The 24,352-nt window shown below is 60.8% G+C and carries 20 protein-coding genes; 8 read left to right on the plus strand and 12 right to left on the minus strand.

Features of this window, described 5'->3' with window-relative positions; all coding sequences use genetic code 11:
- The first annotated feature begins 52 nt into the window (after positions 1-52).
- The 4 genes from AC3IUF_RS28170 to ilvD all read left to right on the plus strand — a co-directional run bounded on the left by AC3IUF_RS28170 (position 53) and on the right by ilvD (position 5,435).
- A complete protein-coding gene (locus AC3IUF_RS28170) occupies positions 53-1,126 on the plus strand; it encodes a SagB family peptide dehydrogenase (protein ID WP_489279858.1) in 1,074 nt (357 codons plus the stop codon).
- Positions 1,123-2,100, plus strand: coding sequence for a diiron oxygenase (locus AC3IUF_RS28175; protein ID WP_123376164.1), 978 nt, complete (start codon positions 1,123-1,125; stop codon positions 2,098-2,100). Before AC3IUF_RS28170 ends, AC3IUF_RS28175 begins: the two co-directional genes overlap by 4 nt.
- Positions 2,093-3,325 (plus strand): multidrug effflux MFS transporter, encoded by a 1,233-nt coding sequence (locus tag AC3IUF_RS28180; protein ID WP_095112809.1) that lies wholly within the window; start codon positions 2,093-2,095, stop codon positions 3,323-3,325. The genes AC3IUF_RS28175 and AC3IUF_RS28180 overlap by 8 nt, the downstream gene beginning before the upstream one ends.
- Positions 3,326-3,593: 268 nt before the next feature.
- Entirely contained in the window at positions 3,594-5,435 is a 1,842-nt protein-coding gene (gene ilvD / locus AC3IUF_RS28185; RefSeq protein ID WP_489279860.1) for a dihydroxy-acid dehydratase, read from the plus strand.
- A 142-nt stretch (positions 5,436-5,577) separates the two neighbouring features.
- On the opposite strand, the gene AC3IUF_RS28190 is transcribed toward ilvD, so the two are convergent.
- Positions 5,578-6,639, minus strand: a complete 1,062-nt coding sequence (locus AC3IUF_RS28190; RefSeq protein ID WP_007913565.1) for an HAD family hydrolase — start codon at positions 6,637-6,639, stop codon at positions 5,578-5,580.
- A gap of 241 nt (positions 6,640-6,880) precedes the next feature.
- On the opposite strand from AC3IUF_RS28190, the gene AC3IUF_RS28195 reads away from it, so the two are divergent.
- Entirely contained in the window at positions 6,881-8,272 is a 1,392-nt protein-coding gene (locus tag AC3IUF_RS28195; protein ID WP_489279861.1) for an L-cystine transporter, read from the plus strand.
- An 88-nt stretch (positions 8,273-8,360) separates the two neighbouring features.
- Here AC3IUF_RS28195 and AC3IUF_RS28200 read toward each other — a convergent pair whose 3' ends face one another.
- Positions 8,361-8,873, minus strand: coding sequence for a dihydrofolate reductase (locus AC3IUF_RS28200; RefSeq protein ID WP_007913563.1), 513 nt, complete (start codon positions 8,871-8,873; stop codon positions 8,361-8,363).
- Positions 8,874-8,958: 85 nt separating this feature from the next.
- Between AC3IUF_RS28200 and AC3IUF_RS28205 the strand changes: the two genes are divergently transcribed.
- Both AC3IUF_RS28205 and AC3IUF_RS28210 read left to right on the plus strand, forming a co-directional pair.
- Positions 8,959-10,332 (plus strand): DUF2868 domain-containing protein, encoded by a 1,374-nt coding sequence (locus AC3IUF_RS28205; RefSeq protein WP_489279862.1) that lies wholly within the window; start codon positions 8,959-8,961, stop codon positions 10,330-10,332.
- Positions 10,325-11,710, plus strand: coding sequence for a GTPase/DUF3482 domain-containing protein (locus AC3IUF_RS28210; protein WP_489279864.1), 1,386 nt, complete (start codon positions 10,325-10,327; stop codon positions 11,708-11,710). Before AC3IUF_RS28205 ends, AC3IUF_RS28210 begins: the two co-directional genes overlap by 8 nt.
- 160 nt (positions 11,711-11,870) lie before the next feature.
- Here the strand turns inward: AC3IUF_RS28210 and AC3IUF_RS28215 are convergent, their stop codons facing one another.
- The 7 genes from AC3IUF_RS28215 to AC3IUF_RS28245 form a co-directional block, all read right to left on the minus strand.
- Positions 11,871-12,431: a phosphonate degradation HD-domain oxygenase gene (locus tag AC3IUF_RS28215; RefSeq protein ID WP_489279865.1), complete on the minus strand. Its 561-nt coding sequence runs from the start codon at positions 12,429-12,431 to the stop codon at positions 11,871-11,873.
- Complete coding sequence (locus tag AC3IUF_RS28220) at positions 12,428-13,564, minus strand: TIGR03364 family FAD-dependent oxidoreductase (protein ID WP_489279866.1); 1,137 nt, start codon at positions 13,562-13,564, stop codon at positions 12,428-12,430. The genes AC3IUF_RS28215 and AC3IUF_RS28220 overlap by 4 nt, the downstream gene beginning before the upstream one ends.
- 142 nt (positions 13,565-13,706) lie before the next feature.
- Positions 13,707-14,732, minus strand: a complete 1,026-nt coding sequence (locus AC3IUF_RS28225) for a putative 2-aminoethylphosphonate ABC transporter substrate-binding protein (RefSeq protein WP_034153698.1) — start codon at positions 14,730-14,732, stop codon at positions 13,707-13,709.
- A 36-nt stretch (positions 14,733-14,768) separates the two neighbouring features.
- On the minus strand, positions 14,769-16,493 hold the full coding sequence (locus AC3IUF_RS28230; RefSeq protein WP_007912990.1) for a putative 2-aminoethylphosphonate ABC transporter permease subunit: 1,725 nt from the start codon (positions 16,491-16,493) through the stop codon (positions 14,769-14,771).
- Positions 16,493-17,569, minus strand: a complete 1,077-nt coding sequence (locus tag AC3IUF_RS28235) for a putative 2-aminoethylphosphonate ABC transporter ATP-binding protein (protein WP_122842270.1) — start codon at positions 17,567-17,569, stop codon at positions 16,493-16,495. The genes AC3IUF_RS28230 and AC3IUF_RS28235 overlap by 1 nt, the downstream gene beginning before the upstream one ends.
- Before the next feature lie 193 nt (positions 17,570-17,762).
- Positions 17,763-18,626: a LysR family transcriptional regulator gene (locus AC3IUF_RS28240; RefSeq protein WP_064116303.1), complete on the minus strand. Its 864-nt coding sequence runs from the start codon at positions 18,624-18,626 to the stop codon at positions 17,763-17,765.
- A gap of 16 nt (positions 18,627-18,642) precedes the next feature.
- A complete protein-coding gene (locus AC3IUF_RS28245) occupies positions 18,643-20,952 on the minus strand; it encodes a heavy metal translocating P-type ATPase (protein ID WP_489279868.1) in 2,310 nt (769 codons plus the stop codon).
- Positions 20,953-21,036: 84 nt separating this feature from the next.
- Between AC3IUF_RS28245 and cadR the strand changes: the two genes are divergently transcribed.
- Positions 21,037-21,486: a Cd(II)/Pb(II)-responsive transcriptional regulator gene (gene cadR / locus AC3IUF_RS28250; RefSeq protein ID WP_007912999.1), complete on the plus strand. Its 450-nt coding sequence runs from the start codon at positions 21,037-21,039 to the stop codon at positions 21,484-21,486.
- Between the two features lie 118 nt (positions 21,487-21,604).
- Here the strand turns inward: cadR and AC3IUF_RS28255 are convergent, their stop codons facing one another.
- The 3 genes from AC3IUF_RS28255 to AC3IUF_RS28265 all read right to left on the minus strand — a co-directional run bounded on the left by AC3IUF_RS28255 (position 21,605) and on the right by AC3IUF_RS28265 (position 24,304).
- On the minus strand, positions 21,605-22,576 hold the full coding sequence (locus AC3IUF_RS28255) for a thymidylate synthase (protein WP_489279870.1): 972 nt from the start codon (positions 22,574-22,576) through the stop codon (positions 21,605-21,607).
- A 50-nt stretch (positions 22,577-22,626) separates the two neighbouring features.
- Positions 22,627-23,442 carry a prolipoprotein diacylglyceryl transferase gene (gene lgt / locus AC3IUF_RS28260; RefSeq protein WP_007913003.1) on the minus strand — a complete coding sequence of 272 codons (816 nt, stop codon included), beginning with the start codon at positions 23,440-23,442 and terminating at the stop codon, positions 22,627-22,629.
- Positions 23,443-23,521: 79 nt separating this feature from the next.
- Positions 23,522-24,304: a sulfite exporter TauE/SafE family protein gene (locus AC3IUF_RS28265; RefSeq protein WP_007913005.1), complete on the minus strand. Its 783-nt coding sequence runs from the start codon at positions 24,302-24,304 to the stop codon at positions 23,522-23,524.
- Between the last annotated feature and the right edge of the window lie 48 nt (positions 24,305-24,352).

The raw sequence follows: 24,352 nt of genomic DNA on the forward strand, positions 1-24,352 counted from the left end.
AAGTGCCGGCACCCGGCGTCCTTTTGACTTTCTCCAGAGTGAATCGACAGACATGCACATCAACCCTTACTTATTTATCTTGCCGCGTTCACCCGGGCAAATCGTGTGGAACTATAAAAACCACACACAGCACGAACTTGATCTTAATTATGCCAATCGACTCGCACAACTAATCCACAACCCGGAACTTTTCGACACCCACAACTTAATAGACACACAACTATTAAGCGCAGGCATTCTAACTATTTCCCCAATAGACAGTCCGCAATGGGGTTGGGATGAGCTGTCGAAGATTTATCACATCGGCACGCAAAATATTCCCTGCGAACATACCCCACAGAATATTCACGAGTGGTCCAGACAATATCTGGCGCACTGCAACGAAGTACTGGCTAACCCACAGCCCGCGACAAACCGCCCAATGCCGGCATCCGAGCAGCGTATCGCCCTGCCTGCGCCGAGCGCGTTGAATGACGACCGTCTGGGAAATGTTCTGCTCCAGCGCAAAACCTGCCGTTCCTATACAGGTGCAGCGATAACGCTGAAGGACGTCGGCACCCTGCTCTATCTTGCCCTCGGCTATCTCCAGGAACGTGACAATGACCGCGACGACAGCATCGCCCAAGGGCTCGGCGCACGCCGGAGCAGTCCTTCCGCTGGCGGTCTGAACGCTTGCGAAGGCTTTCTGCTGGTGCAGAACGTCGATGGCCTGGAACCCGGCATCTATGCCTATCATCCGGCCGACCACACCCTGAGCCGGGTTAATCCATTGCCTGAGCCCGCGCTGGGCCAATTGCTCGGCGGTCAGCATTTCATCAACAACCTGCCGTTGGGTTTGTTTATCACCGCCCGTTTCGACCGGCTCTGGTGGAAGTACGAACACTCGCGGGCCTATCGGATGGCCTTCGTTGAAGCGGGCCACTTGTCGCAGACCTTTCAACTGGTCGCCACGGCATTGGGCCTCAACACTTGGTTGACCGGCGCGTTTGCCGACCAGCAGGTCGAAGCACTGCTCAAGCTTGAGGGCAGTGCTGAACAACCGCTGTTCTTCGTTGGTTGCGGACAAAGCGACGGGCAAGTGATGTGTCACGAAATGCGCGAGTTGTTGCGTGAGGTGCAGGCATGACCCTGTCGAATGCCGACCCGGATCAAGCGCCGGTGTCCTGGGCACTCAAATTCACCTTGGGAGACTGGGACAGCCGTGCCTCGGTACGCAGCAGTACCCATGACTACCAATTGCCCGACGATGTGCCGCTGCAACTGCAAACCCGCCATTGGTTTCCACCGGCGTTTCTACCTTATCTGGCACATCCGGCTATCCAGATGGCGGGGCGGGACGTGTTGCACCGACTGTCAGCCAACCACTTGGTGCACTTTCTCGATTACACCACCCTGCTCGAACACCGCATCGTCAACCGTGCCGTGGAAGTCATCGTGCACCGCGAACTGCCCATTCACGTGCCTGCGGTAATGAAAAACGCCGCGTTGCAGCTTTACACCGACGAGGGTTATCACGCGCTGTTTTCCAATCGTCTCGCGGAGCAGATCGCCAATTTCTATGGAATCACCGAACGGCCGGCGATTCCGAAGCGCATCACCCGCCTGAACTCGCTGATTGCTCGCACGCCGGAAAAGAACCGGGCGCTGGCATGGTTTCTGCTCGGTTTCGTCTCGGAAACCATCATTGCCCGTGAGCTGCTGGACGTATGCCGCGACAGCCTGGTGTCCAGCGTCAACGACATGCTGCGTGACCATCTGGCGGACGAAGCCCGCCACAGTCGATATTTCGCCGAAGCGTTCCATTACTTCTGGCTGTCGATGAACAGCCGCCAGCGCACGTTTGTGAGCAGGACACTGCTGGAGATCATCGGGATTTTTTTCGAGACCGACGAACGCTGGTTGCAACAGAGTTTGCGAGGAGCCGGCATCGCTGACAGTGACGTGATGGAAATTGTCGGCGGCATGGCAACGGTGCAAGCCAACCGGGCACGTGCACGATCAGGCGCCATCGCCACGCTGGACGCACTACGAAAGGCAGGATTTTTCGCACTTCCCCATAACCAGAAACTCTTCGCCAAGGCAGGACTGATCGATGGATAAAGGACAATCCGTGGCAACCACAAGGCAACGTCGCGCCGCTGTCAGTCTGTTGCTGGCCATGGTGCTGCTGGGTGTGTTTCCACTGGATGTGCTGCTGCCTTCCTTTCCGGCACTGGCGACGCACTTTCACCGTTCGCCGGCAGACATCGCACTGTCCATCAGTCTGTTCGCCGTGGGGATCGCATTTGCTCAGGTCCTGATCGGCCCCCTCTCGGACGTGATCGGACGCAAGGGCTTGTTACTCGCCGGCATGAGCGTATCGATGCTGGGTGCGCTCGGTTGCGTGATGACCTCCGATTACACGCTATTTCTCATATTCCGGGTGATGCAGGCCCTGGGATGTGGATGTTTCGTGCTGTCCCAGGCGCTGGTGCAGGATCTGTTCGAAGGTGAGGAACGCGACCGTTTGCGTATCCTGATGGTCACGGCTACCGGCATCTTCATCTCGGTGTCGCCGCTGGCCGGCACCTTTCTTCAGGCCTCACTCGGTTGGCGCGGCAGCTTCTGGGTGTTTACCGCGCTGGCCGCCACGGTGCTGATCAAGGCCTGGCTGTTTTTACCAAACAGCCGTCCGGCCTACAGCGGCACACGGCTCGGTTTCATTCAGTCCTACCGCCGCGTGCTGGGGGATTTCGAGTTTGTCGGCTACTGGCTGATTTCAGCGTTCGCTTTCGCCTGTCACTTCTCGTTCATCGTGATTTCGCCGCTGATTTTCATGGATCAATTGCAGCTCGCACCCTACGACTTTTCACTGATCCTGCTGGTTTACGGCGCGGCCTATGTCGTCGGTGGCATCCTCGCCACCGTACTCAATCGACGGATCACTCCTGCTCAGCAAGTCTTCACCGGGCTAAGTCTGATACTGCTGTCGGGGCTGGCAATGCTGTACCTGGCAGCCAATCACGCGCTGGCGCCAGCCACTGTGTTGATCCCGATGTTGATCTGCACGGCGGGTACCACCATTGCCCGCCCCGCCGCCACCTCTCGGGCCATGGGCCTGTTTCCCGAGAACGCCGGGACGTCGGCCTCGGCGGGCAGTACGATCATCTTTATTTGTGGCGGCCTTATCAGCGCGTTGATCAGCCTCAGCCCAGCCAATCTGCAATCCACGCTCGGCTACAGCTTTGTGTTGCTGAGCGCGACAGCGCTGGTGCTCAACAACAGGCTCAGCCATCGCGCCAGAAACCTTGAAGCCAATACCGTGGCGCAGACCGGCGGTGATTAAACCCGCCGGTCGTCATCCCATACACCCCGTCGGCACTGGAACAACACTTTGCGCCATTCCCTCCAGACGCCAGCGGTGTAGAATCGGCTGATTCATCGCCATTCATCCCCCGGCGGGTTTATGAGCTCAAGCTGAGACCAGCGGCGATCCCGCAACGTCATCGGCAACTTCACGAACACACGGCCATTTCTGAGTGTTCCAGACGTCAATAGAAGCTCACTCCCCTTTTGCACCTGATTAGTAAGTGATTAGCCGCCCGGAGTGCTCCATGCCAGATTACCGCTCGAAAACATCCACCCACGGCCGCAACATGGCCGGTGCCCGCGCATTGTGGCGCGCCACGGGGATGAAAGATGACGACTTCAAAAAGCCGATCATTGCCATTGCCAACTCGTTCACCCAGTTCGTACCGGGCCACGTACACCTGAAGGATCTGGGTCAACTGGTCGCCCGCGAAATCGAACGCGCCGGCGGCGTAGCGAAAGAATTCAACACCATCGCCGTGGATGACGGCATCGCCATGGGCCACGACGGCATGCTGTATTCGCTGCCGAGCCGCGAGATCATCGCCGACTCCGTCGAGTACATGGTCAACGCCCACTGCGCCGACGCCATCGTGTGCATTTCCAACTGCGACAAGATCACCCCGGGCATGTTGATGGCCGCGTTGCGCCTGAACATTCCGGTGATCTTCGTTTCCGGCGGCCCGATGGAAGCCGGCAAGACCAAACTCGCTTCCCACGGCCTCGACCTCGTCGACGCCATGGTGATCGCCGCCGACGAAAGCGCTTCTGACGAGAAAGTCGCTGAGTACGAGCGCAGCGCCTGCCCGACCTGCGGTTCGTGCTCCGGCATGTTCACCGCCAACTCGATGAACTGCCTGACCGAAGCCCTCGGCCTAGCACTGCCGGGCAACGGTTCGACCCTCGCTACCCACAGCGACCGCGAACAGCTGTTCCTGCAGGCCGGCCGCACCATCGTCGAGCTGTGCAAGCGTTACTACGGCGAAAACGACGAATCGGTACTGCCGCGCAACATCGCCAACTTCAAGGCGTTCGAGAACGCGATGATGCTCGACATCGCCATGGGCGGCTCGACCAACACCATCCTGCACTTGCTCGCTGCCGCACAGGAAGCCGAAATCGATTTCGACCTGCGCGACATCGACCGTCTTTCGCGCAGCGTTCCGCAGCTGTGCAAAGTCGCGCCGAACATCCAGAAGTACCACATGGAAGACGTGCACCGCGCCGGCGGCATCTTCAGCATCCTCGGTTCGCTGGCCCGTGGCGGCCTGCTGCACACCGACCTGCCGACCGTGCACAGCCACAGCATGGAAGAAGCCATCGCCAAGTGGGACATCACCCAGACCACCGATGAAGCGGTGCATCACTTCTTCAAGGCCGGCCCTGCCGGTATCCCGACGCAGACGGCGTTCAGCCAGTCGACCCGTTGGGAAACCCTGGATGACGACCGTGAAAACGGCTGCATCCGCAGCTTCGAACACGCCTATTCGCAAGAAGGTGGTTTGGCCGTGTTGTACGGCAACATCGCCCTCGACGGCTGCGTGGTGAAAACCGCCGGTGTCGACGAATCGATCCACGTCTTCGAAGGCAACGCGAAGATCTTCGAAAGCCAGGACAGCGCCGTACGCGGCATCCTCGCTGACGAAGTGAAGGCTGGCGACATCGTCATCATTCGCTACGAAGGTCCGAAAGGCGGCCCGGGCATGCAGGAAATGCTTTACCCGACGTCGTACCTGAAATCCAAAGGCCTGGGCAAAGCCTGCGCGCTGCTCACCGACGGACGTTTCTCCGGCGGTACTTCCGGTCTGTCCATCGGCCACGCTTCGCCAGAAGCTGCCGCCGGCGGCGCGATCGGTCTGGTGCAGGACGGCGACAAAGTGCTGATCGACATTCCGAACCGCTCGATCAACCTGTTGGTCAGCGACGAAGAACTGGCCGCACGCCGTGCCGAGCAGGACAAGAAAGGCTGGAAACCTGTAGAAGTGCGTCCACGCAAAGTGACCACCGCCCTCAAGGCCTACGCCCTGCTGGCGACCAGCGCCGACAAAGGTGCTGTGCGTAACAAAGCGATGCTCGACGGGCTGTAAGCGTCAAATCGCCGAGACAAAATGCCCCGCCAATGTGCGGGGCATTTTTTTGCCTTTGATCGTTCCCACGCTCTGCGTGGGAACGATCAACTGACACTACGCTTTCGCGAGCAGGCTCGCTCCCACAGTGGCCCTGTGTCTGTTACTGAATTTCTTCTGGCTTGACGATCACCCAGTTCTTGTCCGCCGTTACCGGCAACCCTTCTTTCGCCTGCGCCGCCGCATGCTTGGCCATCATGCCGTTGATCTGCGCCATGTACTTGTCCTTGCGGTTAATCCACAAGTGAATCCCGCCCTTGGCCACGTCGACATCGTGGAACAGCATGTAACCGTCGCTGGTCGGGGTATCGCCACCCACCAGTACCGGTTTTTTCCACTCATCGATGTAAGTGAGGATCGCCGCGTGCTTGCCGGCCATCCACGTCGCCGGGGTCCAGAGATACGGCGTCAGTTCCAGGCCGAGGTTGGCCTTCTCGTCATATTTACCGGCGGTGATCTGCTTGCGCGCGGTGGTCAGTTCGCCTGTCTTCGGATCCTTGAGCAACATCGAAACGCCAATGACGTTCTGCGGTTTGACGTTGTAGCCATACTTCGGATCCGCCGCGACCATACGCACCAGTTCTTCAGACGCGGCGGTCATCACGTAGACCTCGATGCCGTTTTCCATCAGCTTGTTGTACAGCTCTTGCTGGCCGGTGAAGATCTTCGGTGGGTTGACGTCGAGTTTCTTGACCACATCGCCTTCGTAATAGGTCGCCGGCACCGGTTTGCCCGAGGCCATCAGTTCATCGACGTAGCCTTTGAGTTCCTTGAGAGTGAAGCCGGAGAATACCTGCGCCACCCACGGGTAGCAGACCATATCGTCGACTTCGCAGAGGCGATAGTAGTAACTGAACAGGCTCTCCTTGTGCTCGGCGGTGTCCTTGAACGGCATCAGTTTCAGCGAGGGGTCGAGTTTGTCGCGGGTGATCAGGCCCTTGTTTTCCATGAACGGCAACAAGGACTCTTCGAGGTCGTAGCGGTAACTGGTGTTGTCCATGTCGAACACCGCGTAGTTACCCTTGTTGGCGTTGGCGGCGATCATCGCGTCCAGCGCCTTGGCCTGATCGGCCGGCCAGTGTTTCAGGTCAGTAGCGAAGGCCTGAGTGGCCAGACCCATGCCCACTGTCAGCGCGACAGCCAGAAATTTCGGTGCGAACTTCATAAGCCTCTTCTCCCTGATTCAAAGAGATCGACGCTAACAAATAAGTGTGACAGTCCTCGTCTGTCAGCGACCGCCCGCGTCCCTATTGCGCCAGATGCATTGCCGAGAGCGACACAGGCTTATTCCAAAAACGACGGACAACCTTCGATTTTGATATTAATTCATTGCAAATCAAGCTGTTAGGCTTGCCGGTTCGCAGCAGCCCCGGAAGGCTGTTGGCACAGTCTTTCCTGGAGATCTCATGAATCTACCGTTGATTCTCAACCTGCTGGTGTTCCTCGCCCTGCTCTTCGGTCTGGCACAGACCCGCCACACCACCTGGAGTCTGGCGAAAAAAGTCCTGCTGGCGCTGGTGCTCGGCGTTGCGTTCGGCGTCGCGCTGCACACCGTTTATGGTGCCGGCAACCCGGTGCTGAAAGCCTCGATTGGCTGGTTCGATCTGGTCGGCAACGGCTACGTGCAGTTGCTGCAAATGATCGTTATCCCGCTGGTGTTCGCCTCGATCCTCAGCGCCGTGGCGCGTCTGCACAACGCTTCGTCGTTGGGCAAAATCAGCTTCCTGACCATCGGCACCCTGCTGTTCACCACCGCGATTGCGGCGCTGATCGGCATCGGCCTGACCAACCTGTTCGGCCTCACCGCTGAAGGTCTGGTCGCCGGCACCCAGGAAATGGCCCGTCTGCAAACCATTCAGTCCGACTATGCCGGCAAGGTTGCCGACCTGAATGTGCCGCAACTGCTGCTGTCGTTCATCCCGCAGAACCCGTTCGCCGATCTGGCGCGGGCCAAGCCGACCTCGATCATCAGCGTGGTGATTTTCGCCGCATTCCTCGGGGTTGCCGCGCTGCAACTGCTCAAGGATGACGTCGAAAAAGGTCAGAAAGTAATCAACGCCATCGACACCCTGCAAGCCTGGGTAATGCGTCTGGTGCGTCTGGTGATGAAGCTGACGCCGTACGGCGTGCTGGCGCTGATGACCAAAGTGGTCGCCGGTTCCAACCTGCAAGACATCATCAAACTCGGCAGTTTCGTCGTGGTGTCGTACCTCGGTCTGGGCCTGATGTTCGTCGTGCACGGTTTGCTGGTATCGGCGGCCGGGATCAACCCGCTGCGCTTCTTCCGCAAAATCTGGCCAGTGCTGACGTTCGCGTTCACCAGCCGTTCCAGCGCCGCCAGCATTCCGCTGAGCATTGAAGCGCAGACCCGTCGTCTGGGGATTCCGCAGTCGGTGGCGAGTTTTGCTGCGTCGTTCGGTGCGACCATTGGCCAGAACGGTTGCGCCGGTCTGTACCCGACGATGTTGGCGGTGATGGTTGCGCCAACCGTAGGCATCAATCCGCTGGATCCACTGTGGATCGCGACGCTGGTGGCGATTGTGACCTTGAGTTCGGCGGGCGTGGCGGGTGTTGGTGGCGGCGCGACCTTCGCGGCGCTGATCGTGCTGCCGGCGATGGGTTTGCCGGTGTCACTGGTGGCGTTGCTGATTTCGGTTGAGCCGCTGATCGATATGGGGCGCACGGCGTTGAACGTGAGTGGTTCGATCACCGCTGGTGCGATTACCAGTCAGGTGATGCAGCAGACCGATAAAGCGTTGCTGGATGCTGATGAGCATGCGGAGTTGGCTCAAGCGTGATGTAAAGCAAGATCAAAAGATCGCAGCCTTCGGCAGCTCCTACAGGGAACGCGGATACCGTGTAGGAGCTGCCGCAGGCTGCGATCTTTTAAGCTTTTTCCCAGACTTCGAAGTTGTACGCGGGCTTATCTTCAATCGCCGGGTTTTCAACGTTCGACACCAGCTTCCACTGGTGCAAATCAAACTCCGGAAACCACGCATCCCCTTCCGGGCTCAGCGCCACGCGAGTCAGATACAGACGATCCGCCTGCGCCAGCCCTTGCGCGTACAACTGCGCGCCACCAATCAGCATCAGCTCATCGACGCCCTGCTCCTTCGCCCACTCCTCGGCGCGAACCACGGCTGCTTCCAGCGACGGATAGACTTCGGCACCTTCCAGCACCAGACCGGTCTGACGGCTGACCACAATGTTCAAGCGCCCCGGCAACGGCCGACCGAGCGAATCCCAGGTCTTGCGACCCATGATGATCGGCTTGCCCAAGGTCGTGGCCTTGAAGTATTTGAAGTCCCCCGGCAGGTGCCAGGGCATGCTGTTGTCGACGCCGATCACGCGGTTTTCACCGAGGGCTGCGATCAGGCTGAGGGGGAGTGATTTAGTCATGCCGGCGAGGATACCAGAGCCGCGCTTACCCCGATAAGCGCCACAGCGGTTATGCTCTTCAATCAATTAAGCGACGGAAAGCCGCGTGACTGAACTGACTCCACTGCAAAACCTCTGGCTCACCGAGACCGTGCGCCTGCGCGAAGAACACGCAGGCCCATTGGATGATCTGGAAGCCAACCGACTGGCGCGCACGGCCGGCGGCGATCTGCCGAGCCGCATTCAATGCCGGGCGTTATGGCTGGCCGAACGTGACGGGCTGACTTCGGCCCTCAAACACTGGCTGCAAGGTGCGCGCCTGGCGCTGCTGCTATTGATGATTTTCGCTGTGCTTAGCGGCGCTGGTCTGGCCTTTGCTGCGTTGAGCCAAACGCCGGTCAATGTGTTCTGGGCCTTAGGCAGTCTGCTCGGGCTGAACCTGATTCTGCTACTGAGTTGGTTGCTGGGATTGATCTTTGCCGGCGAGCACGGCGCCACGCTCGGCCGATTGTGGTTATGGCTCAGCGAAAAAATGGCCCGCGACGCCAAAGCCGCGCAACTGGCGCCGGCACTGCTCTTGATGCTGCAACGCAAGAAGCTCAATCGCTGGGCGCTCGGTACGCTGGTCAACGGCTTGTGGCTGCTGGCGATGTTCAGCGCATTGATTCTGCTGCTGACGCTGATGGCGACCCGGCGCTACGGCTTCGTCTGGGAAACCACGATTCTCAGCGCCGACACCTTTATCCACGTCACCCACGCGCTCGGTTATCTGCCATCGCTGCTCGGCTTCAACGTGCCAACGGTGGAGATGATCCGCGCCAGCGGCGACGGCGCGCTCGATATTGAAAGCGCTCGACAGGCCTGGGCAACCTGGCTGGTCGGCGTGTTGGTGGTCTACGGCGTGCTGCCGCGTCTGCTGCTGACGCTGTTGTGTTTCTGGCGCTGGAACAGCGGTAAAACCGCGCTGCGTCTGGACTTGAACCTGCCCGGCTACGCGCAATTGCGTGAACGTCTGATGCCAACCAGCGAACGCCTCGGCGTCAATGATCCGGAGCCTGCGCAACTGCATCGCGTCGAAAGTGGCGTCGGCGAACTCGCCAGCGAAGGTGCGTTGCTGGTCGCCATCGAACTCGACGAACAACGCCCATGGCCGCCTGCAATGCCGAAAAACGTCAGCAACGCCGGCATCCTCGACAGCCGCGAGTCACGGCACAAACTCCTCGAACAATTGAGCCGCTTCCCGCCGGCGCGTCTGGCGATTGCCTGCGATCCACGGCGCTCGCCGGATCGTGGCAGCCTCGCGCTAATCGCCGAGCTGGCGCGCAGCGCTGGCGAAACCCGCGTGTGGCTGCTGCAAGCGCCGCCCGGCGAAGCGCTGGACGCCGAACGTCTCGGCGATTGGCACGTTGCACTGCAACAACTTGAGCTGCCGTTCGCCGATTGCGCGCCGTTGAACTGGCTGGAGACTGGCCATGACTGATGCCTGGAAAGCGCCGCTGAAACTCGCGGTGGTCGGCCACACCAACGTCGGCAAGACCTCACTGTTACGCACGCTGACCCGCGATGTCGGCTTCGGCGAAGTCTCCCATCGCCCGAGCACCACGCGGCATGTCGAAGGCGCGCGGTTGTCGGTGGACGGCGAGCCGCTGCTCGACCTCTACGACACGCCCGGCCTGGAAGACGCCATCGCCCTGCTGGATTTTCTCGAACGCCTGGAACGTCCCGGCGAACGTCTCGATGGCCCGGCGCGATTGGCGCGGTTTCTCGATGGCAGCGAGGCGCGCCAGCGTTTCGAACAGGAAGCCAAAGTGCTGCGGCAACTGCTCGCCTCGGATGCCGGATTGTATGTGATCGATGCGCGCGAGCCGGTATTGGCCAAGTACCGCGACGAACTGGAAGTGCTCGCCAGTTGCGGCAAGCCGCTGCTGCCGGTGCTGAATTTCGTCAGCAGCGCCAATCATCGCGAGCCGGACTGGCGTGAGGCGTTGGCAAGGCTCGGACTGCACGCGCTGGTACGTTTTGACAGCGTTGCGCCGCCCGAGGATGGCGAGCGCCGGTTGTACGAAAGCCTTGCGCTGCTGCTGGAGAATGCCCGGCCGCAACTGGAGCGATTGATTGCCGATCAGCAGGCTCAGCGCCTCGCCCGTCAGCAAAGTGCGGCGCGGTTGATTGCTGAATTGTTGATCGACTGCGCCGCGTGCCGGCGCAGTGTGGTCAGTGAAGCTGCGCAGGAACAGCAAGCCATCAGCGAGCTGCGCAAGGCTGTGCGCCAGCGCGAGCAGAAGTGTGTCGAGGCGTTGTTAAAACTGTATGCGTTTCGTCCGCAGGACGCGGCGTCGAGTGATTTGCCGTTGCTCGATGGACGTTGGGGCGATGACTTGTTCAACCCTGAGACCTTGAAGCAACTCGGCGTACGGGTGGGCGGCGGGATTGCTGCAGGTGCGGCGGCAGGAGCTGGTGTGGATTTGCTGGTTGGCGGGATTACCCTTGGTGCGGCGGCTTTGGCGGGGGCGATTGCCGGTGGTGCGCTGCAAACGGCGCGCAGTTATGGCAGTCGCTTGCTGGGCAAGATCAAGGGGCAGCGCGAACTGACGGTGGATGACGGTGTGTTGCGGCTGTTGGCGTTGCGCCAGCGGCAGTTGGTGTTGGCGCTGGATCAACGTGGGCATGCGGCGATGGATACGGTTCAGGTGGCGACTCCGCAGGATAAGACCTGGCGTGAGGGCAAGTTGCCCGAGGCGCTGAACAAGGCACGGGCGCATCCGCAGTGGTCGTCGTTGAATCCGCAGGCGAAGTTGAATCAGGCGGAAAGGCAGGAGCAGATTGAGGCGTTGGTGGGGAAGGTGCTTGAGCTGTAGACGCCGACCCTCACCCCAGCCCTCTCCCAGAGGGAGAGGGCGCTGACCGTGTTGTTCTTCCGTCATACGTCGACCTGAGATATCCAGTCGAACTCAGGTTTGAAAGGCATGAAGATCGGCTCCCTCTCCCTCCGGGAGAGGGCTGGGGTGAGGGAGACAATCACTCAGCCAACAACAAAACCTCAGCCTTACGCTTGAGCACCGCCAGATCAATCACCGGCACCGCCCTCTCCTTGGCCAACTCATCCCACTGCCGCATCCGCAAACTCACCGCACACAACGGATCACGCTCAAACGCATCCGCCTCAGCCGCGGTCATCACCCCGCCCTGATACTCCAGCGTCCGCCGACTCGCCTCACTCAAGCGCTCGAAATATCCCGGCTCACGCAACGTCAGATACCGCTTGGCCTGCACGTGATACTCCACCAGCCGCGCCATGCGCTCGCTGAAACCGGCCTCACGCAAATAATCCGCGCCCAGCCGTTCATGACTGACCACACCAAAACCGCCCATGTTCTCCGCGCCCTCGGCACACAAATGACCGATGTCATGAAAGAACGCCGCCAGCACCACTTCGTCATCGAAGCCTTCGGCGATCGCCAGTTCGGCGGTCTGGGACATGTGCTCGATCTGCGACACCGGTTCGCCGATGTAATCACTGGTGCCAAAGCGTTCATACAGCCCGAATACCCGCGCGACGACTTGCTCGTGAGCTGTCATTCAATTTCCTCCAGCAACTGCGCAACATTGCGCTCGGCCAGCGCCGGGCCGACGCTCATGCCGACACCGGTGTGCATCAGCGCCACACTCAATCCCGCTGCCGGGCGCAGCAACGAAAACGGCCCCGGCCCCCGGGAACCATAGACGCCCTGCCAGCGCTCGACCACTTGCACCTTGCAGCCCAGCGTCTGCTCGGCGAGTTCAAGCATCCAGTTATCCACTTGCTCGGCGTTGAACGGTGAAGCGTCGCTGCCGTAATGGTGCGAGTCGCCGATGATCAGCTCGCCGTAAGGCGTCGGGCTGATCAGCAGGTGAATGCCGTTGTCGTGCAGGTGCGGTTGCTCACGGAGGATCTGCGCCTGCACCGCCGCTGCTTCCGGCAGATCGGCGAAGGCGCCGTAGTGCACGCAACTCAAACCGGTGAGCAAGGCGTGTTGCAGATTCAGCTCGGTCGCAGGTTTGGCGCGGAGCATTTGCAGGCGACAGATTTGCGGGTCGAGCGCAGCGATCGGCTCGGCCAGCAGGGTTTGATAATCGTGGCCGGAGCAGACGATGATCTGCTTCGCCGTGAAGCTGCCGGCGGTGCTGTGCAGGCGTCCCGGCTCCACGTCGCGTACCAGCGTGGAAAAGTGAAACTCGACGCCGAGGTCGCGACGCAGATAATCGATCAGTGCCGGAATCGCTTCCCGTGAGTACAGCTGTTGATCGTCCATGCCGTGCAACGCGGCGCGGTGGTGGCGGAACTGGCCGTGATACAGATCGCGCAAGGCAGCACCGCGCAGCAACTGGATGTTGTAACCGTGTTCCACGGCGCGACCGTTGCAGAAGGCTTCGAGCAGATGTTCTTCGGCTTCAGTGCGGGCGAACAGATAGGAACCGTTGCGCTTGATTTGCAAACCGGCGAGCTGCGCCCAATCACCCCAGATCTCGCGGCTGGCCTTGGCCAGTTCGAGCATGGTGCCCGGAGGCTGGCCGGTGACCAGGGCCTGGCCGAAGTTGCGCACCGAGGCGCCGAGGGGCGTGGCTGTGCGTTCAAAAACGGCGACTTTTAGGCCGCGTTTGGCGGCGGCATAGGCGTGCGATAGGCCGAGAATGCCAGCGCCTACGATGAGCAGGTCTTTGTGTTGTGTCATTTAGAGGTGCTCTGAAAGAGAGGCCGTCATCGCTGGCAAGCCAGCTCCCACAGGTATCGAGGTGTTCCCAAAATTCGTGTTCACCGCAAAACCCTGTGGGAGCTGGCTTGCCAGCGATGAGGCCCGGTCAGACTACGAAGATTTACTTGGCCGCAACTTTCTCGGACTTGCCGTCATAACGCTTGCGCCACTCGGTGAGGATTTCGTCACGATTTTTCGAAGCCCAGGCAAAGTCGTTCTTGATCAGACGCTGCTCGTAATCCGCCGGCAATTCGGTCTGCGGCTTGGCGATACCCGGTTGCGCGAGGACAGCGAAGTTCTCCTTGTACAGATCCATCGCCTCAGCACTCGCCGAGAAGTCAGCCAGTTTCTTCGCGGCCTCTTCATGCGGCGTACCTTTGATCACCGCAGTCGCTTCGATCTCCCAGCCTAGGCCTTCCTTCGGCAGGATGATGTCCAGCGGCGCGCCCTGGCGCTTCAACTGTACGGCCGGGTATTCAAAGGAAATTCCGATCGGGAACTCGCCCGCCGCCGCCAGTTTGCAAGGCTTGGAACCGGAGTGAACGTACTGGCCGATGTTCTGGTGCAGACCGTCCATATACGCCCAGCCCTGCTTCTCGCCGAAGGTTTGCAGCCAGGCACTGACGTCGAGGAAACCGGTGCCGGACGACGCCGGATTCGGCATGACGATCTTGCCCTTGTACTCAGGTTTGGTCAGGTCCTGCCAGCTCACTGGCTTGCTCAGGCCCTGCTTCTCGGCTTCGACGGTGTTGAAGCAAATGGTCGCGGCCCAGACGTCCATACCGACCCAGGCTGGCGGGTTGGCGGCGTCGCGGTAGTTCGCGCCGATCTTGCCGAGATCCTTCGGCGCGTAGCTTTGCAGCATGCCTTGCTGGTCGAGGATTGCCAGGCTCGAAGCGGCGAGGCCCCACACCGCGTCAGCCTGTGGACGGGCCTTTTCGGCGAGCAGTTTGGCGGTGATGATCCCGGTGGAATCACGCACCCATTTGATTTCGACGTCCGGGTTGGCCTTTTCGAAGGCTTCTTTGTAGGACTTCAGCTGCTCGGCTTCGAGGGCGGTGTACACCGTCAACTCGGTTTTTGCCGCGAAGGCATTCAGGCTGAAAGTAGCGAGCACAGCAGCGGCCAGGGCCATAGGCTTGAACATGATCGTTTTCCTGTAATGAGTTGAACGGGGTTGGAATCAGTGACCGGGCGCGGTTTGCCGCCAGGCTTGAGAACGGCGCAGCAAGCCGCGCGAAGCCCACGCCAGCAGCAAGGACACGCCCGCCGAGGTGAACAGAATCAGGGTCGACATCGCCGCCGCGCCGCCGACGTTGCCGGCGTCATCCATGTTCAGCACCGCCACCGCCGCGAGGATGGTGTCGGGGCTGTAGAGGAAGATCGCCGCGGAAACGGTGGTCATCGCCGAGACGAACAGGTAGCGCACAATGTCGAGCAGCGCCGGCAGGCAGATCGGCACGGTGACACGCAGGTAATGCCGATACAGCGGCGCCTTCAGCGACAGTGCAGCCGCTTCGAACTCGGCGTCGAGTTGGCGCAACGCGGTGGTTGCAGTCATTTGTGCAGTGGTCAGGTAGTGCGCAATGGTGCAGACGATCAGCAGCGTCATCGTCCCGTACAGCACGTGCAGCGGGTTGCCAGTGAGGTTGAAGAAGAAGACGTAACCCAAGCCGAGCACCAGCCCCGGCACCGCCATCGGCACAAAACTGAGCATGCGCAACGCCAGGTTGAGGCCGCGTTGGCTGCGGGTTTTCTCCATCAGGTAAGCGCCGGTAAAGATCAGCACGCTGCCGATCAGTGCCGTGCCCAACGCCATTTTCAAACTGTTGCTGTAGGCCAGCCAGCCACCGCCAGCGGTTTCGTTGAACTGGTAATGATTGAGCGACAGCGAAAGGTTGTACGGCCAGAACTTTACCAAGGAGGAGAACACCGCCATGCCGAACACCAGAATCAACGCGGCGCTGATCAGCAAGACAATCGCCAGATAGCAGCCATCGCGCAACTTCGACGGCGCCGGTTTGAACACCTGAGCGCGACCGCTCATGGAATCGCCGTGACGCCGACGCAACCAGGCATCGACACCGAAGCTGAACAGCGCCGGCAGCAACAGCACCATGCCGATCAACGCGCCGCGACCGAATTGTTGTTGGCCGACCACGGCTTTGTAGGCCTCCAGCGCCAGCACTTGATAGTCGCCACCGACCACCACCGGCACACCGAAATCGGTGATGGTCAGGGTAAACACCAGACAGAACGCGGCGAACACGGCCTGGCGAGTGGCCGGCCAGGTGATGCTGCGAAACGCCTTGGCCGGACTGGCGCCCATGCTCGACGCCGCATCGAACAGTCGCGCATCGGCCAGCGACAACGCCGAGAGCAAAATCATCAACGCATGGGGAAAGGTGTAAATCACCTCACCCAGCACAATCCCCCAGAACCCGTAGATGTTGTCCGAGAGCAACCCGCGCAACATGCCCTGGTTGCCGAACAGATAGACCAGCGCAATGCCCGGCAACATCGACGGCGCCATCAGCGGCAGCAGGGAAATCCCGCGCCAGATGCCCTTGGCCGGAATCATCGTGCGTTGCAAGGCGTAGGCAAACAGGTAAGCCAGCGGTACAACGATGGCCGCGACGCTCAGGGACACTTTCAGGCTGTTGCCGAGCAGCCAGTGGAAATTCTCGCTGGTCACCAACTCCTTCGCCGCGACCCAGCCACCGCCCTGCCCGGCCTCACTGCTGAAGCCACGCCAGAAGATCGCCAGCAACGGCAGCAACACCGCGACGCCGAGCAACAGCAGCAGAAGGACTTTGCCGCCGACGACAAAAATGCGATCGCCGATCTCGGCTTTCGAAGTCTGGCGCACCTGCTTGTGCGGTAGCGGCAGCGCGAGGTTGCTGTTCATCAGGCAAACACCTGCAGGCTGCGCGGCGGCAAGGCGACCATGATTTGCTGGGCGCCGAGGCGCGGCATGGCTTCCGGGGCGAGTTCGGCGAGCAAGGCGTGGCCGGGCAACTGATCGAGTTCGAAGCTCATGCGGCAGCGATTGCCGAGAAAGGTGATCTCGCGGACTTTGGCCGGGAACAGGTTCTCTTCGTGCACCGGTGGATTGACGTTGATCGCTTCCGGGCGGCAAAACAAACGGCCCGAGGCGCGCTGGATGCTGCCGTCGCTGAGGCGCAGATTCATCCCGCCGACCTGCGCGTGAGTGTCGCTGCTGCGCTGGAACGGCAACCAGTTGCCTTGGCCGACAAACTCGGCCACGAACGGCGTGGCCGGGCGGTTGTAGATTTCCTGCGGGGTGGCGTACTGCTCGACGCGGCCGTTGTTCATCACGGCGATACGGTCGGCCATCAGCATGGCTTCGTCCTGATTGTGCGTGACCATCAGTGTGGTGATGCCGAGGTTGCGCTGCAGTTGGCGCAGTTCAGTACACAGATGCTCGCGGACGCGGGCGTCGAGGGCCGACATCGGTTCGTCGAGCAACAGCAGCGACGGTGCCGGCGCCAAGGCCCGAGCGAGAGCAACGCGCTGTTGCTGGCCGCCGGACAACTGGCCGGGGTACTTTTTCTCGCTGCCGGTGAGGCCGACCAGTTCCAGCATCTGCCCGACGCGCTGGCGCACTTCGTCGCGCCCGCTGCCAGCAAGGCCGTAGGCAATATTCGCCTCGACGGTCAAATTGGGGAACAGCGCGTAAGACTGGAACAGAATCCCGTAATCACGGGCTTGCGGGGCCAGGTGCGAGACGTCGCGGTCACCGAGGTACAGTTCGCCGCTGTCCTGTTTTTCCAGACCGGCGATGCAGCGCAGCAAGGTGGTTTTGCCGCAGCCCGACGGGCCGAGCAGGCACACCAGTTCACCGGCGGCGACGTCGAGGGAGACGTTATCCAGCGCAGTGAACGCGCCGAAGCGTTTCTGCACGCCGCGCACTTTCATCGGCGCACCGGGGTTGGTCAGGGCAGTTGCGATGGCAGGATTCATGGACAGACCTCATCAAGCAGATGGGGCCAATCCTAGAGTTGTAATGCGTCCGTCATGTGGCAGTGAGGCAAAAACCGCCGATAGTGGTATTCGGGGATTTTGGTTGGAGATCAAAAGATCGCAGCCTTCGGCAGCTCCTACATTGGAATGCGTCCCCCTGTAGGAGCTGCCGAAGGCTGCGATCTTTTGATCTTCAAGCTGGGGACATTTCCTGTGCCAAGCCGAGGAACGCCGCCGGCAACCGCGCGCCCTTGCGCTCCTTCAGGCAATACAGATACTCAGGAATCTGCGGCGCATTCTCGATCGTCAGCACGCGCAACTGCGGATCATGCGGCACTTCCTGCCGGGCAATAATGCTGATGCCGATATTGCGCAACACCGCCTCACGAATCGACTCACGGCTGCCGATCTCCAGTAACGGCCCGAAGCTCACCCCGGCACTCGCCAGCAACTCTTCCGTCAGCCGCCGCGTGGTCGAACCCGACTCACGCATCAACAACGTATGCCCGGCCAGTGCGCTCAACGCCACATGCTCCTGCGCCGCCAGCGGATGATTGCGATGCACCGCCAGTACCAGCGGATCAGTGCCAAGCACCCGCCGAATCAACCGCGCGTCATCGAGCAATTGCGACGACGCAGCGATGTCCACCCGGTAATCCTCCAGCGCTTCGAGCACCTGCTGCGAGTTACCGATTTCCACCGACACTTCCACTTGCGGCAAGCGCTCGCGGAAGGTTTTCACCAGATCGAGAATGTAATACGGCGCCGTCGCGGCGATGCGCAATGTGCCCTGCACCTGACCGCTGTTGCGCAGGAAAAACTCGATGTCGGCTTCCTGCTGCAACAGCGTCTTGACCATCGGCAGCAGCCGCGCGCCTTCGTCACTGACGCTCAGGCGCCGGCCGCCGCGGTAGAACAGCTCCACCGAATACTGACTTTCCAGATTGCGGATCTGCGTGGTCACGGTCGGTTGGCTGAGGCCGAGTTTTTTCGCCGCCAGCGTAATGCTGCCCAGGCGGGCGACCATGTAAAACGCTTTCAGCTCGGCACTCAGCACAACCATCCCTCATCGTTTATTTGCGCAACAGGCGCAAACCGTTGAACACCACCAACAGGCTCACGCCCATGTCAGCGAACACCGCCATCCACATGGTGGCGAGCCCGGCGAAGGTTACCGCAAGAAAGATAGCCTTGATCACCAGCGCCAGGGCGATGTTCTGTTTCAGGATGCTCGCGGTGTTGCGCGACAGGCTGATGAACGCCGGGATCTTGCGCAGATCGTCGTCCATCAGGGCGACATCGGCGGTTTCAATCGCGGTGTCGGTGCCGGCAGCGGCCATGGCGAAACCGATCTCGGCGCGGGCCAGTGCCGGGGCATCGTTGATGCCGTCGCCGACCATGCCGACCCGATGACCTTTACCGTAAAGCTCCTCGATGGCTTGCAGTTTGTCGGTCGGCAGCAAGTCGCCACGGGCCTCGTCGATGCCAACCTGCGCGGCAATCGCTTGGGCGGTGTGAACGTTGTCGCCGGTGAGCATCAGGGTTTTCACCCCGAGTTCGTGGAGCTGACGGATTGCTTCGCGACTGGTTTCCTTGACGGTATCCGCCACCGCGAACAGTGCCAGCGGGCCAGAATTGTCGAGCAGCAGCACCACGGATTTGCCCTGTTTCTCCAGCGCGAAGAGTTTTTCTTCCAGTGCCGGCGAGCACAGGCCCAACTCTTCGACCAGACGGTGGTTGCCCAAATGGTAGGTCTGACCGTTGATGTCGCCTTTGACACCACGCCCGCCCAACGCTTCGAAGTTATCCACAATCAGCGCTGCGAAGTGTTTATCCACAGCGGCGTTAGCGATAGCCAGCGACACCGGGTGATCGGAACGGCCGGCCAACGCCGCGGCGATTGAAGGTGCGGTGGCATCGGCGGTCGGATCAAGGGACAGGTAATCGGTCTGCACCGGTTTGCCGTGGGTGATCGTGCCGGTTTTATCCAGCGCCAGATAATCGAGCTTGAAACCGCCCTCCAGATACACGCCGCCCTTGACCAGAATGCCTTTGCGCGCCGCTGCCGCGAGGCCGCTGACGATGGTCACCGGGGTGGAAATCACCAGAGCGCATGGGCAGGCGACCACCAGCAACACCAGCGCGCGGTAGATCCAGTCGAACCACACTGCGCCCATGAACAGCGGCGGAATGATCGCCACGGCCAAGGCAAACACGAACACCACCGGCGTGTAGATTTTCGAGAACTGATCGACGAAGCGCTGGGTCGGGGCGCGCGCACCTTGGGCCTGTTCGACGGCGTGGATGATGCGCGCCAGGGTCGAGTTGTTCGCCGCTGCGGTCACCGTGTATTCCAGCGAACCGGCCTGGTTGATGGTGCCGGCGAAAACTTTGTCGCCGACGGTTTTCTCGACCGGCAGGCTCTCACCGGTGATCGGCGCCTGGTCGATGGTCGAACTGCCGCTGACCACTTCACCGTCCAGCGCAATGCGCTCGCCGGGCTTTACCCGCACACGGGCACCGAGCTCGACGCTTTTCACGTCCTGCTCAATCCAGCTGCCGTCAGCCTGCAACACCGTGGCTTGCTCCGGCGTCATCTGCATCAAACCGCTGATCGCGTTGCGCGCACGGTCCAGCGAGCGCGCTTCGATCAACTCGGCGACGGTGAACAGGAACATCACCATCGCCGCTTCCGGCCACTGGCCGATGAGGATGGCACCGGTCACAGCAATGCTCATCAGCGCGTTGATGTTGAGGTTGCGGTTCTTCAGGGCGATCCAGCCCTTTTTATAAGTGCTCAGACCACCGCTGAGGATCGACACCAGCGCGATGATCGCCACCACCCAGGTCGGTGCGGCGCTGGTGAAGTGGATGACTTCAGCGGCCAGCGCACCGACACCGGACAGCGCCAGCGGCCACCAGTGTTTTTTCACCGGTGCCGGGGCTGGCGCTTCGACGCCCGCCTCCAGCGGTTCGGCGTGCATGCCGAGGGATTTGATCGCTTCGGTGATGGGCTCGGTGCCCGGCAGGTTATGGGTCACGCCGAGTACGCGGTTGATCAGATTGAATTCGAGCTGCTGCACGCCGGCGAGTTTGCCGAGTTTATTCTGAATCAGTGTCTGCTCGGTCGGGCAGTCCATCGCCTCGATACGGAAACTGCTCAGCCGCGCGTCGGCGCTGGTTTTCTCGCTCAGTTGCACCAACGCAGGCGCGGCAGCTGTCGACGAGCAGCAGGAATCTTCGTGCGCATGAACCGGTGCCGGTGCTGCGGCTTTCGATCCGCAGCAGGCATCGCCGCCATGTGAATGCTTATGCACAGGCTGCAATTTATGACTGTGGTCGTGGCCGTCGCCGGGCTTGTGGGTATGCTGGGAATCACTCATTGGTCGCGTCCATGAAGGTGCCTGTTGCCAAGTAAAGACCCTGTAGCCACTATAGGGTCAAGCACCCTTTTGGAGATTGTCGTCATGAAGATCGGAGAACTGGCCAAACTCACCGACTGCGCCGTGGAAACCATCCGCTACTACGAGCGCGAAAACCTCCTGCCGGAACCGGCGCGCAGCGACGGCAACTACCGCGTCTACACCCAGGCCCACGCCGAACGCCTGACGTTCATCCGCAACTGCCGCACCCTCGACATGACCCTCGAAGAAATCCGCAGCCTGCTCGCCTTGCGCGACAGCCCGCAGGATCAGTGTGAGAGCGTCAATGCGTTGATCGACGAGCATATCCAGCATGTGAAGGCGCGGATTGATGGGTTGCTGGCGTTGCAGACACAGTTGCTCGACCTGCGCCAACGCTGTGGCGAAGGGCCGATGGCCGATCAATGCGGGATTTTGCAGCGGCTGGAAGTGAGTGGCGGGGTTGTCGCGACGGAAGTGGAACACTCCCACGTAGGCCGCAGCCACGGCCATTGACGTTGGCGCTCGTTCCCATGCTCCGCGTGGGAATGCCGCCATGGACGCTCCGCGTCCTAAGTGACGCGGAGCGTCACGGGATTCATTCCCACGCAGAGCGTGGGAACGATCCTGCTGACTAGACCGCCATTGGCGCGGTCATTGGCGCGTGATGCTCATAGCCTTCCAGCGAGAAATCGCTCGGCTCGACCAGCTCCAACCATTCCGGCTGATACACGCGAGTCTTGGCAAACTCCGGCACGCGGTCGGAGATTTTCAGTTTCGGCATCGCGAACGGCTCGCGCTTGAGCTGTTCGTTGAGCATGTCCAGATGGTTCTCGTAGACGTGTGCATCACCGATGAAATAGGTGAACCAGCGCGGCGTGTAACCGGTCAGGCGACCGATCAGGCTCAGCAGCGCGGCGCCTTCGGTGAGATTGAACGGTGTGCCCAGGCCCAGATCGTTGGAGCGGATGTAGAGGGTCAGAGAAATCTCTTTGGTCTCGACATTCGGGTGGAACTGGTACAGCAGATGGCACGGCGGCAGGGCCATTTCATCCAGCTGAGCGACGTTCCAGCCGTGGAACAGGATGCGGCGGCTGCCTGGATCATTGATGATCGTGTCGACGCACTGGCGCACCTGGTCGATGGCTTTGTACAACACCACGTAGGCTTGGCCGTCTTCTTCGCCCTGAGCGATCTGCTTGTAGCCGTTGGCCAGGGTTTGTTCGATGGCGGCGGTGTTGCTCAGCGGGATCTGCTTGTACGCCGGCCATTTGCGCCATTGCACGCCGTAGATTTCGCCGAGGTCGTCGTCACCCTGACGGAACGGGTTGGCCAGCCACTGCGCGTTTTCGTTGGCGTTCTGGTCCCAGACCTTGCAGCCCAGCGCCCGGAATTCGGCGGCGTTGTTGACGCCACGGAGAAAACCGCACATCTCGCCGATGGCCGATTTGAAGGCCATCTTGCGCGTGGTGATCGCCGGAAAACCTTCCTGCAGATCGAAGCGCAGCATCGCACCCGGGAAACTGATGGTGTTGATGCCGGTGCGGTTGGCCTGTTTGGTGCCGTTCTGGATAACGTGCGAGACCAGTTCGAGATATTGCTTCATGAGTTACCTGTGTCCTTTGAGCCCCGGCGTCGCGCGCCGGGGTTCGTAGTTTAAGCCGTCGGCGCGAGCGGTGCTGCCGGCGCGCGACGATAGGCCAGCCAGATCAGGAACAGCCCGCCGACGATCATCGGCACGCAGAGCACCTGGCCCATGGTCAGCCAGTTCCAGGCCAGATAGCCCAGTTGTGCATCCGGCACGCGAACGAATTCGACGATAAAACGGAAGATGCCGTAGAACAGCGCGAACATGCCGGAAACGGCCATGGTCGGACGCGGTTTGCGCGAGAAAATCCACAGAATCAGGAACAGCGCGACGCCTTCGAGCGCGAACTGATACAGCTGCGACGGGTGACGCGGCAGTTGCGCCGGATCACTGAATGGCGGGAAGACCATGGCCCACGGCACGTCGGTGGCCTTGCCCCACAACTCGGCGTTGATGAAGTTGCCGATGCGCCCGGCGCCCAGACCGATCGGCACCATTGGCGCGACGAAGTCCATCAACTGGAAGAACGACTTGCCGTTGCGCTTGCCGAACCACAACGCGGCCAGCATCACACCGATGAACCCGCCGTGGAACGACATGCCGCCCTTCCACACTTCGAAAATCAGTGTCGGGTTGGCCAGGTAGGCGCTCAGATCGTAGAACAGCACATAGCCCAGGCGCCCGCCGACGATCACGCCCATCGACATCCAGAAGACCATGTCGGAGAGTTTCTCCTTGGTCCAGGTCGGGTCGAAACGGTTGAGCCGGCGCGACGCCAGCAGCCACGCACCGCCGATGCCGATCAGGTACATCAGACCGTACCAGTGGATTTTCAGCGGACCGATGGCCAGGGCCACCGGGTCGATCTGCGGGTAAGGCAGCATTGCGACTCCTCGTTAGAGTTGAAACCAAAATTCCCGGGCGACGCTGCCACCTCAGGATTAAGCCAGGATTGCGACGCGATTAAAGCAGGAAGCTCACGCCCACGCTGAACAGCAAAGCGGCGAACAGCCGTTTCAGCAAGCGCGGCGATAAGCGATGCGCCAAACGCGCGCCGATGCGGGCGAAGATCATGCTGGTCAGGGCAATGCCCAACAACGCCGGCAAATACACAAAACCGAGACTATGGGCCGGCAACAACGGATCGTGCCACCCCAGAATCATGAAACTTAATGCACTGACCAAGGCGATCGGCAGGCCGCAGGCCGACGATGTCGCCACCGCTTGCTGCATCGGCACACTGCGCCAGGTCAGGAACGGCACGGTCAGCGAGCCGCCACCGACGCCGAAAATCGCCGAGGCCCAGCCAATCACACTGCCGGCCACGGTCAGACCGAGTTTACCCGGCACCGTTCGGCTGGCCTTGGGTTTGATGTCCAGTGCCAGTTGCACCGAGATGATCAAGGCAAACACGCCGATGATCTTTTGCAGGTGCGGGCCGGAGATCGCTTCTGCAGTCAATGCGCCGAAGCCTGCACCGAGCAGGATGCCGACAGCCATCCACATGAAGATCGGCCAGCGCACTGCGCCTCGTCGATGATGCTCACGCACGGCGTTGACCGAGGTGAAGATGATCGTCGCCAGCGACGTGCCGACCGCCAGATGGGTGAGGATCGACTGATCAAAGCCCTGCAAGGTGAAACTGAACACCAGCACCGGGACAATGATGATCCCGCCGCCAACCCCGAACAGCCCGGCCAGCACGCCCGCACAGGCGCCCAGCGCCAGATAGAGCAGAAATTCCATGACCGTCTCCCCAGACCGCATCCGCAAAACCGGAGCGGCATGGTAACG

The organism is Pseudomonas sp. KH_040 (assembly GCF_057839305.1).

What these genes read in the sequence shown, in the direction of transcription:
- AC3IUF_RS28170 (WP_489279858.1), top strand. Translation starts at nt 53, where the DNA reads ATGCACATCAACCCTTACTTATTTATCTTGCCGCGTTCACCCGGGCAA.
- AC3IUF_RS28175 (WP_123376164.1), top strand. Translation starts at nt 1,123, where the DNA reads ATGACCCTGTCGAATGCCGACCCGGATCAAGCGCCGGTGTCCTGGGCA.
- AC3IUF_RS28180 (WP_095112809.1), top strand. Translation starts at nt 2,093, where the DNA reads ATGGATAAAGGACAATCCGTGGCAACCACAAGGCAACGTCGCGCCGCT.
- ilvD (WP_489279860.1), top strand. Translation starts at nt 3,594, where the DNA reads ATGCCAGATTACCGCTCGAAAACATCCACCCACGGCCGCAACATGGCC.
- AC3IUF_RS28190 (WP_007913565.1), bottom strand. Translation starts at nt 6,639, where the DNA reads ATGAAGTTCGCACCGAAATTTCTGGCTGTCGCGCTGACAGTGGGCATG.
- AC3IUF_RS28195 (WP_489279861.1), top strand. Translation starts at nt 6,881, where the DNA reads ATGAATCTACCGTTGATTCTCAACCTGCTGGTGTTCCTCGCCCTGCTC.
- AC3IUF_RS28200 (WP_007913563.1), bottom strand. Translation starts at nt 8,873, where the DNA reads ATGACTAAATCACTCCCCCTCAGCCTGATCGCAGCCCTCGGTGAAAAC.
- AC3IUF_RS28210 (WP_489279864.1), top strand. Translation starts at nt 10,325, where the DNA reads ATGACTGATGCCTGGAAAGCGCCGCTGAAACTCGCGGTGGTCGGCCAC.
- AC3IUF_RS28215 (WP_489279865.1), bottom strand. Translation starts at nt 12,431, where the DNA reads ATGACAGCTCACGAGCAAGTCGTCGCGCGGGTATTCGGGCTGTATGAA.
- AC3IUF_RS28220 (WP_489279866.1), bottom strand. Translation starts at nt 13,564, where the DNA reads ATGACACAACACAAAGACCTGCTCATCGTAGGCGCTGGCATTCTCGGC.
- AC3IUF_RS28225 (WP_034153698.1), bottom strand. Translation starts at nt 14,732, where the DNA reads ATGTTCAAGCCTATGGCCCTGGCCGCTGCTGTGCTCGCTACTTTCAGC.
- AC3IUF_RS28230 (WP_007912990.1), bottom strand. Translation starts at nt 16,493, where the DNA reads ATGAACAGCAACCTCGCGCTGCCGCTACCGCACAAGCAGGTGCGCCAG.
- AC3IUF_RS28235 (WP_122842270.1), bottom strand. Translation starts at nt 17,569, where the DNA reads ATGAATCCTGCCATCGCAACTGCCCTGACCAACCCCGGTGCGCCGATG.
- AC3IUF_RS28245 (WP_489279868.1), bottom strand. Translation starts at nt 20,952, where the DNA reads ATGAGTGATTCCCAGCATACCCACAAGCCCGGCGACGGCCACGACCAC.
- cadR (WP_007912999.1), top strand. Translation starts at nt 21,037, where the DNA reads ATGAAGATCGGAGAACTGGCCAAACTCACCGACTGCGCCGTGGAAACC.
- AC3IUF_RS28255 (WP_489279870.1), bottom strand. Translation starts at nt 22,576, where the DNA reads ATGAAGCAATATCTCGAACTGGTCTCGCACGTTATCCAGAACGGCACC.
- lgt (WP_007913003.1), bottom strand. Translation starts at nt 23,442, where the DNA reads ATGCTGCCTTACCCGCAGATCGACCCGGTGGCCCTGGCCATCGGTCCG.
- AC3IUF_RS28265 (WP_007913005.1), bottom strand. Translation starts at nt 24,304, where the DNA reads ATGGAATTTCTGCTCTATCTGGCGCTGGGCGCCTGTGCGGGCGTGCTG.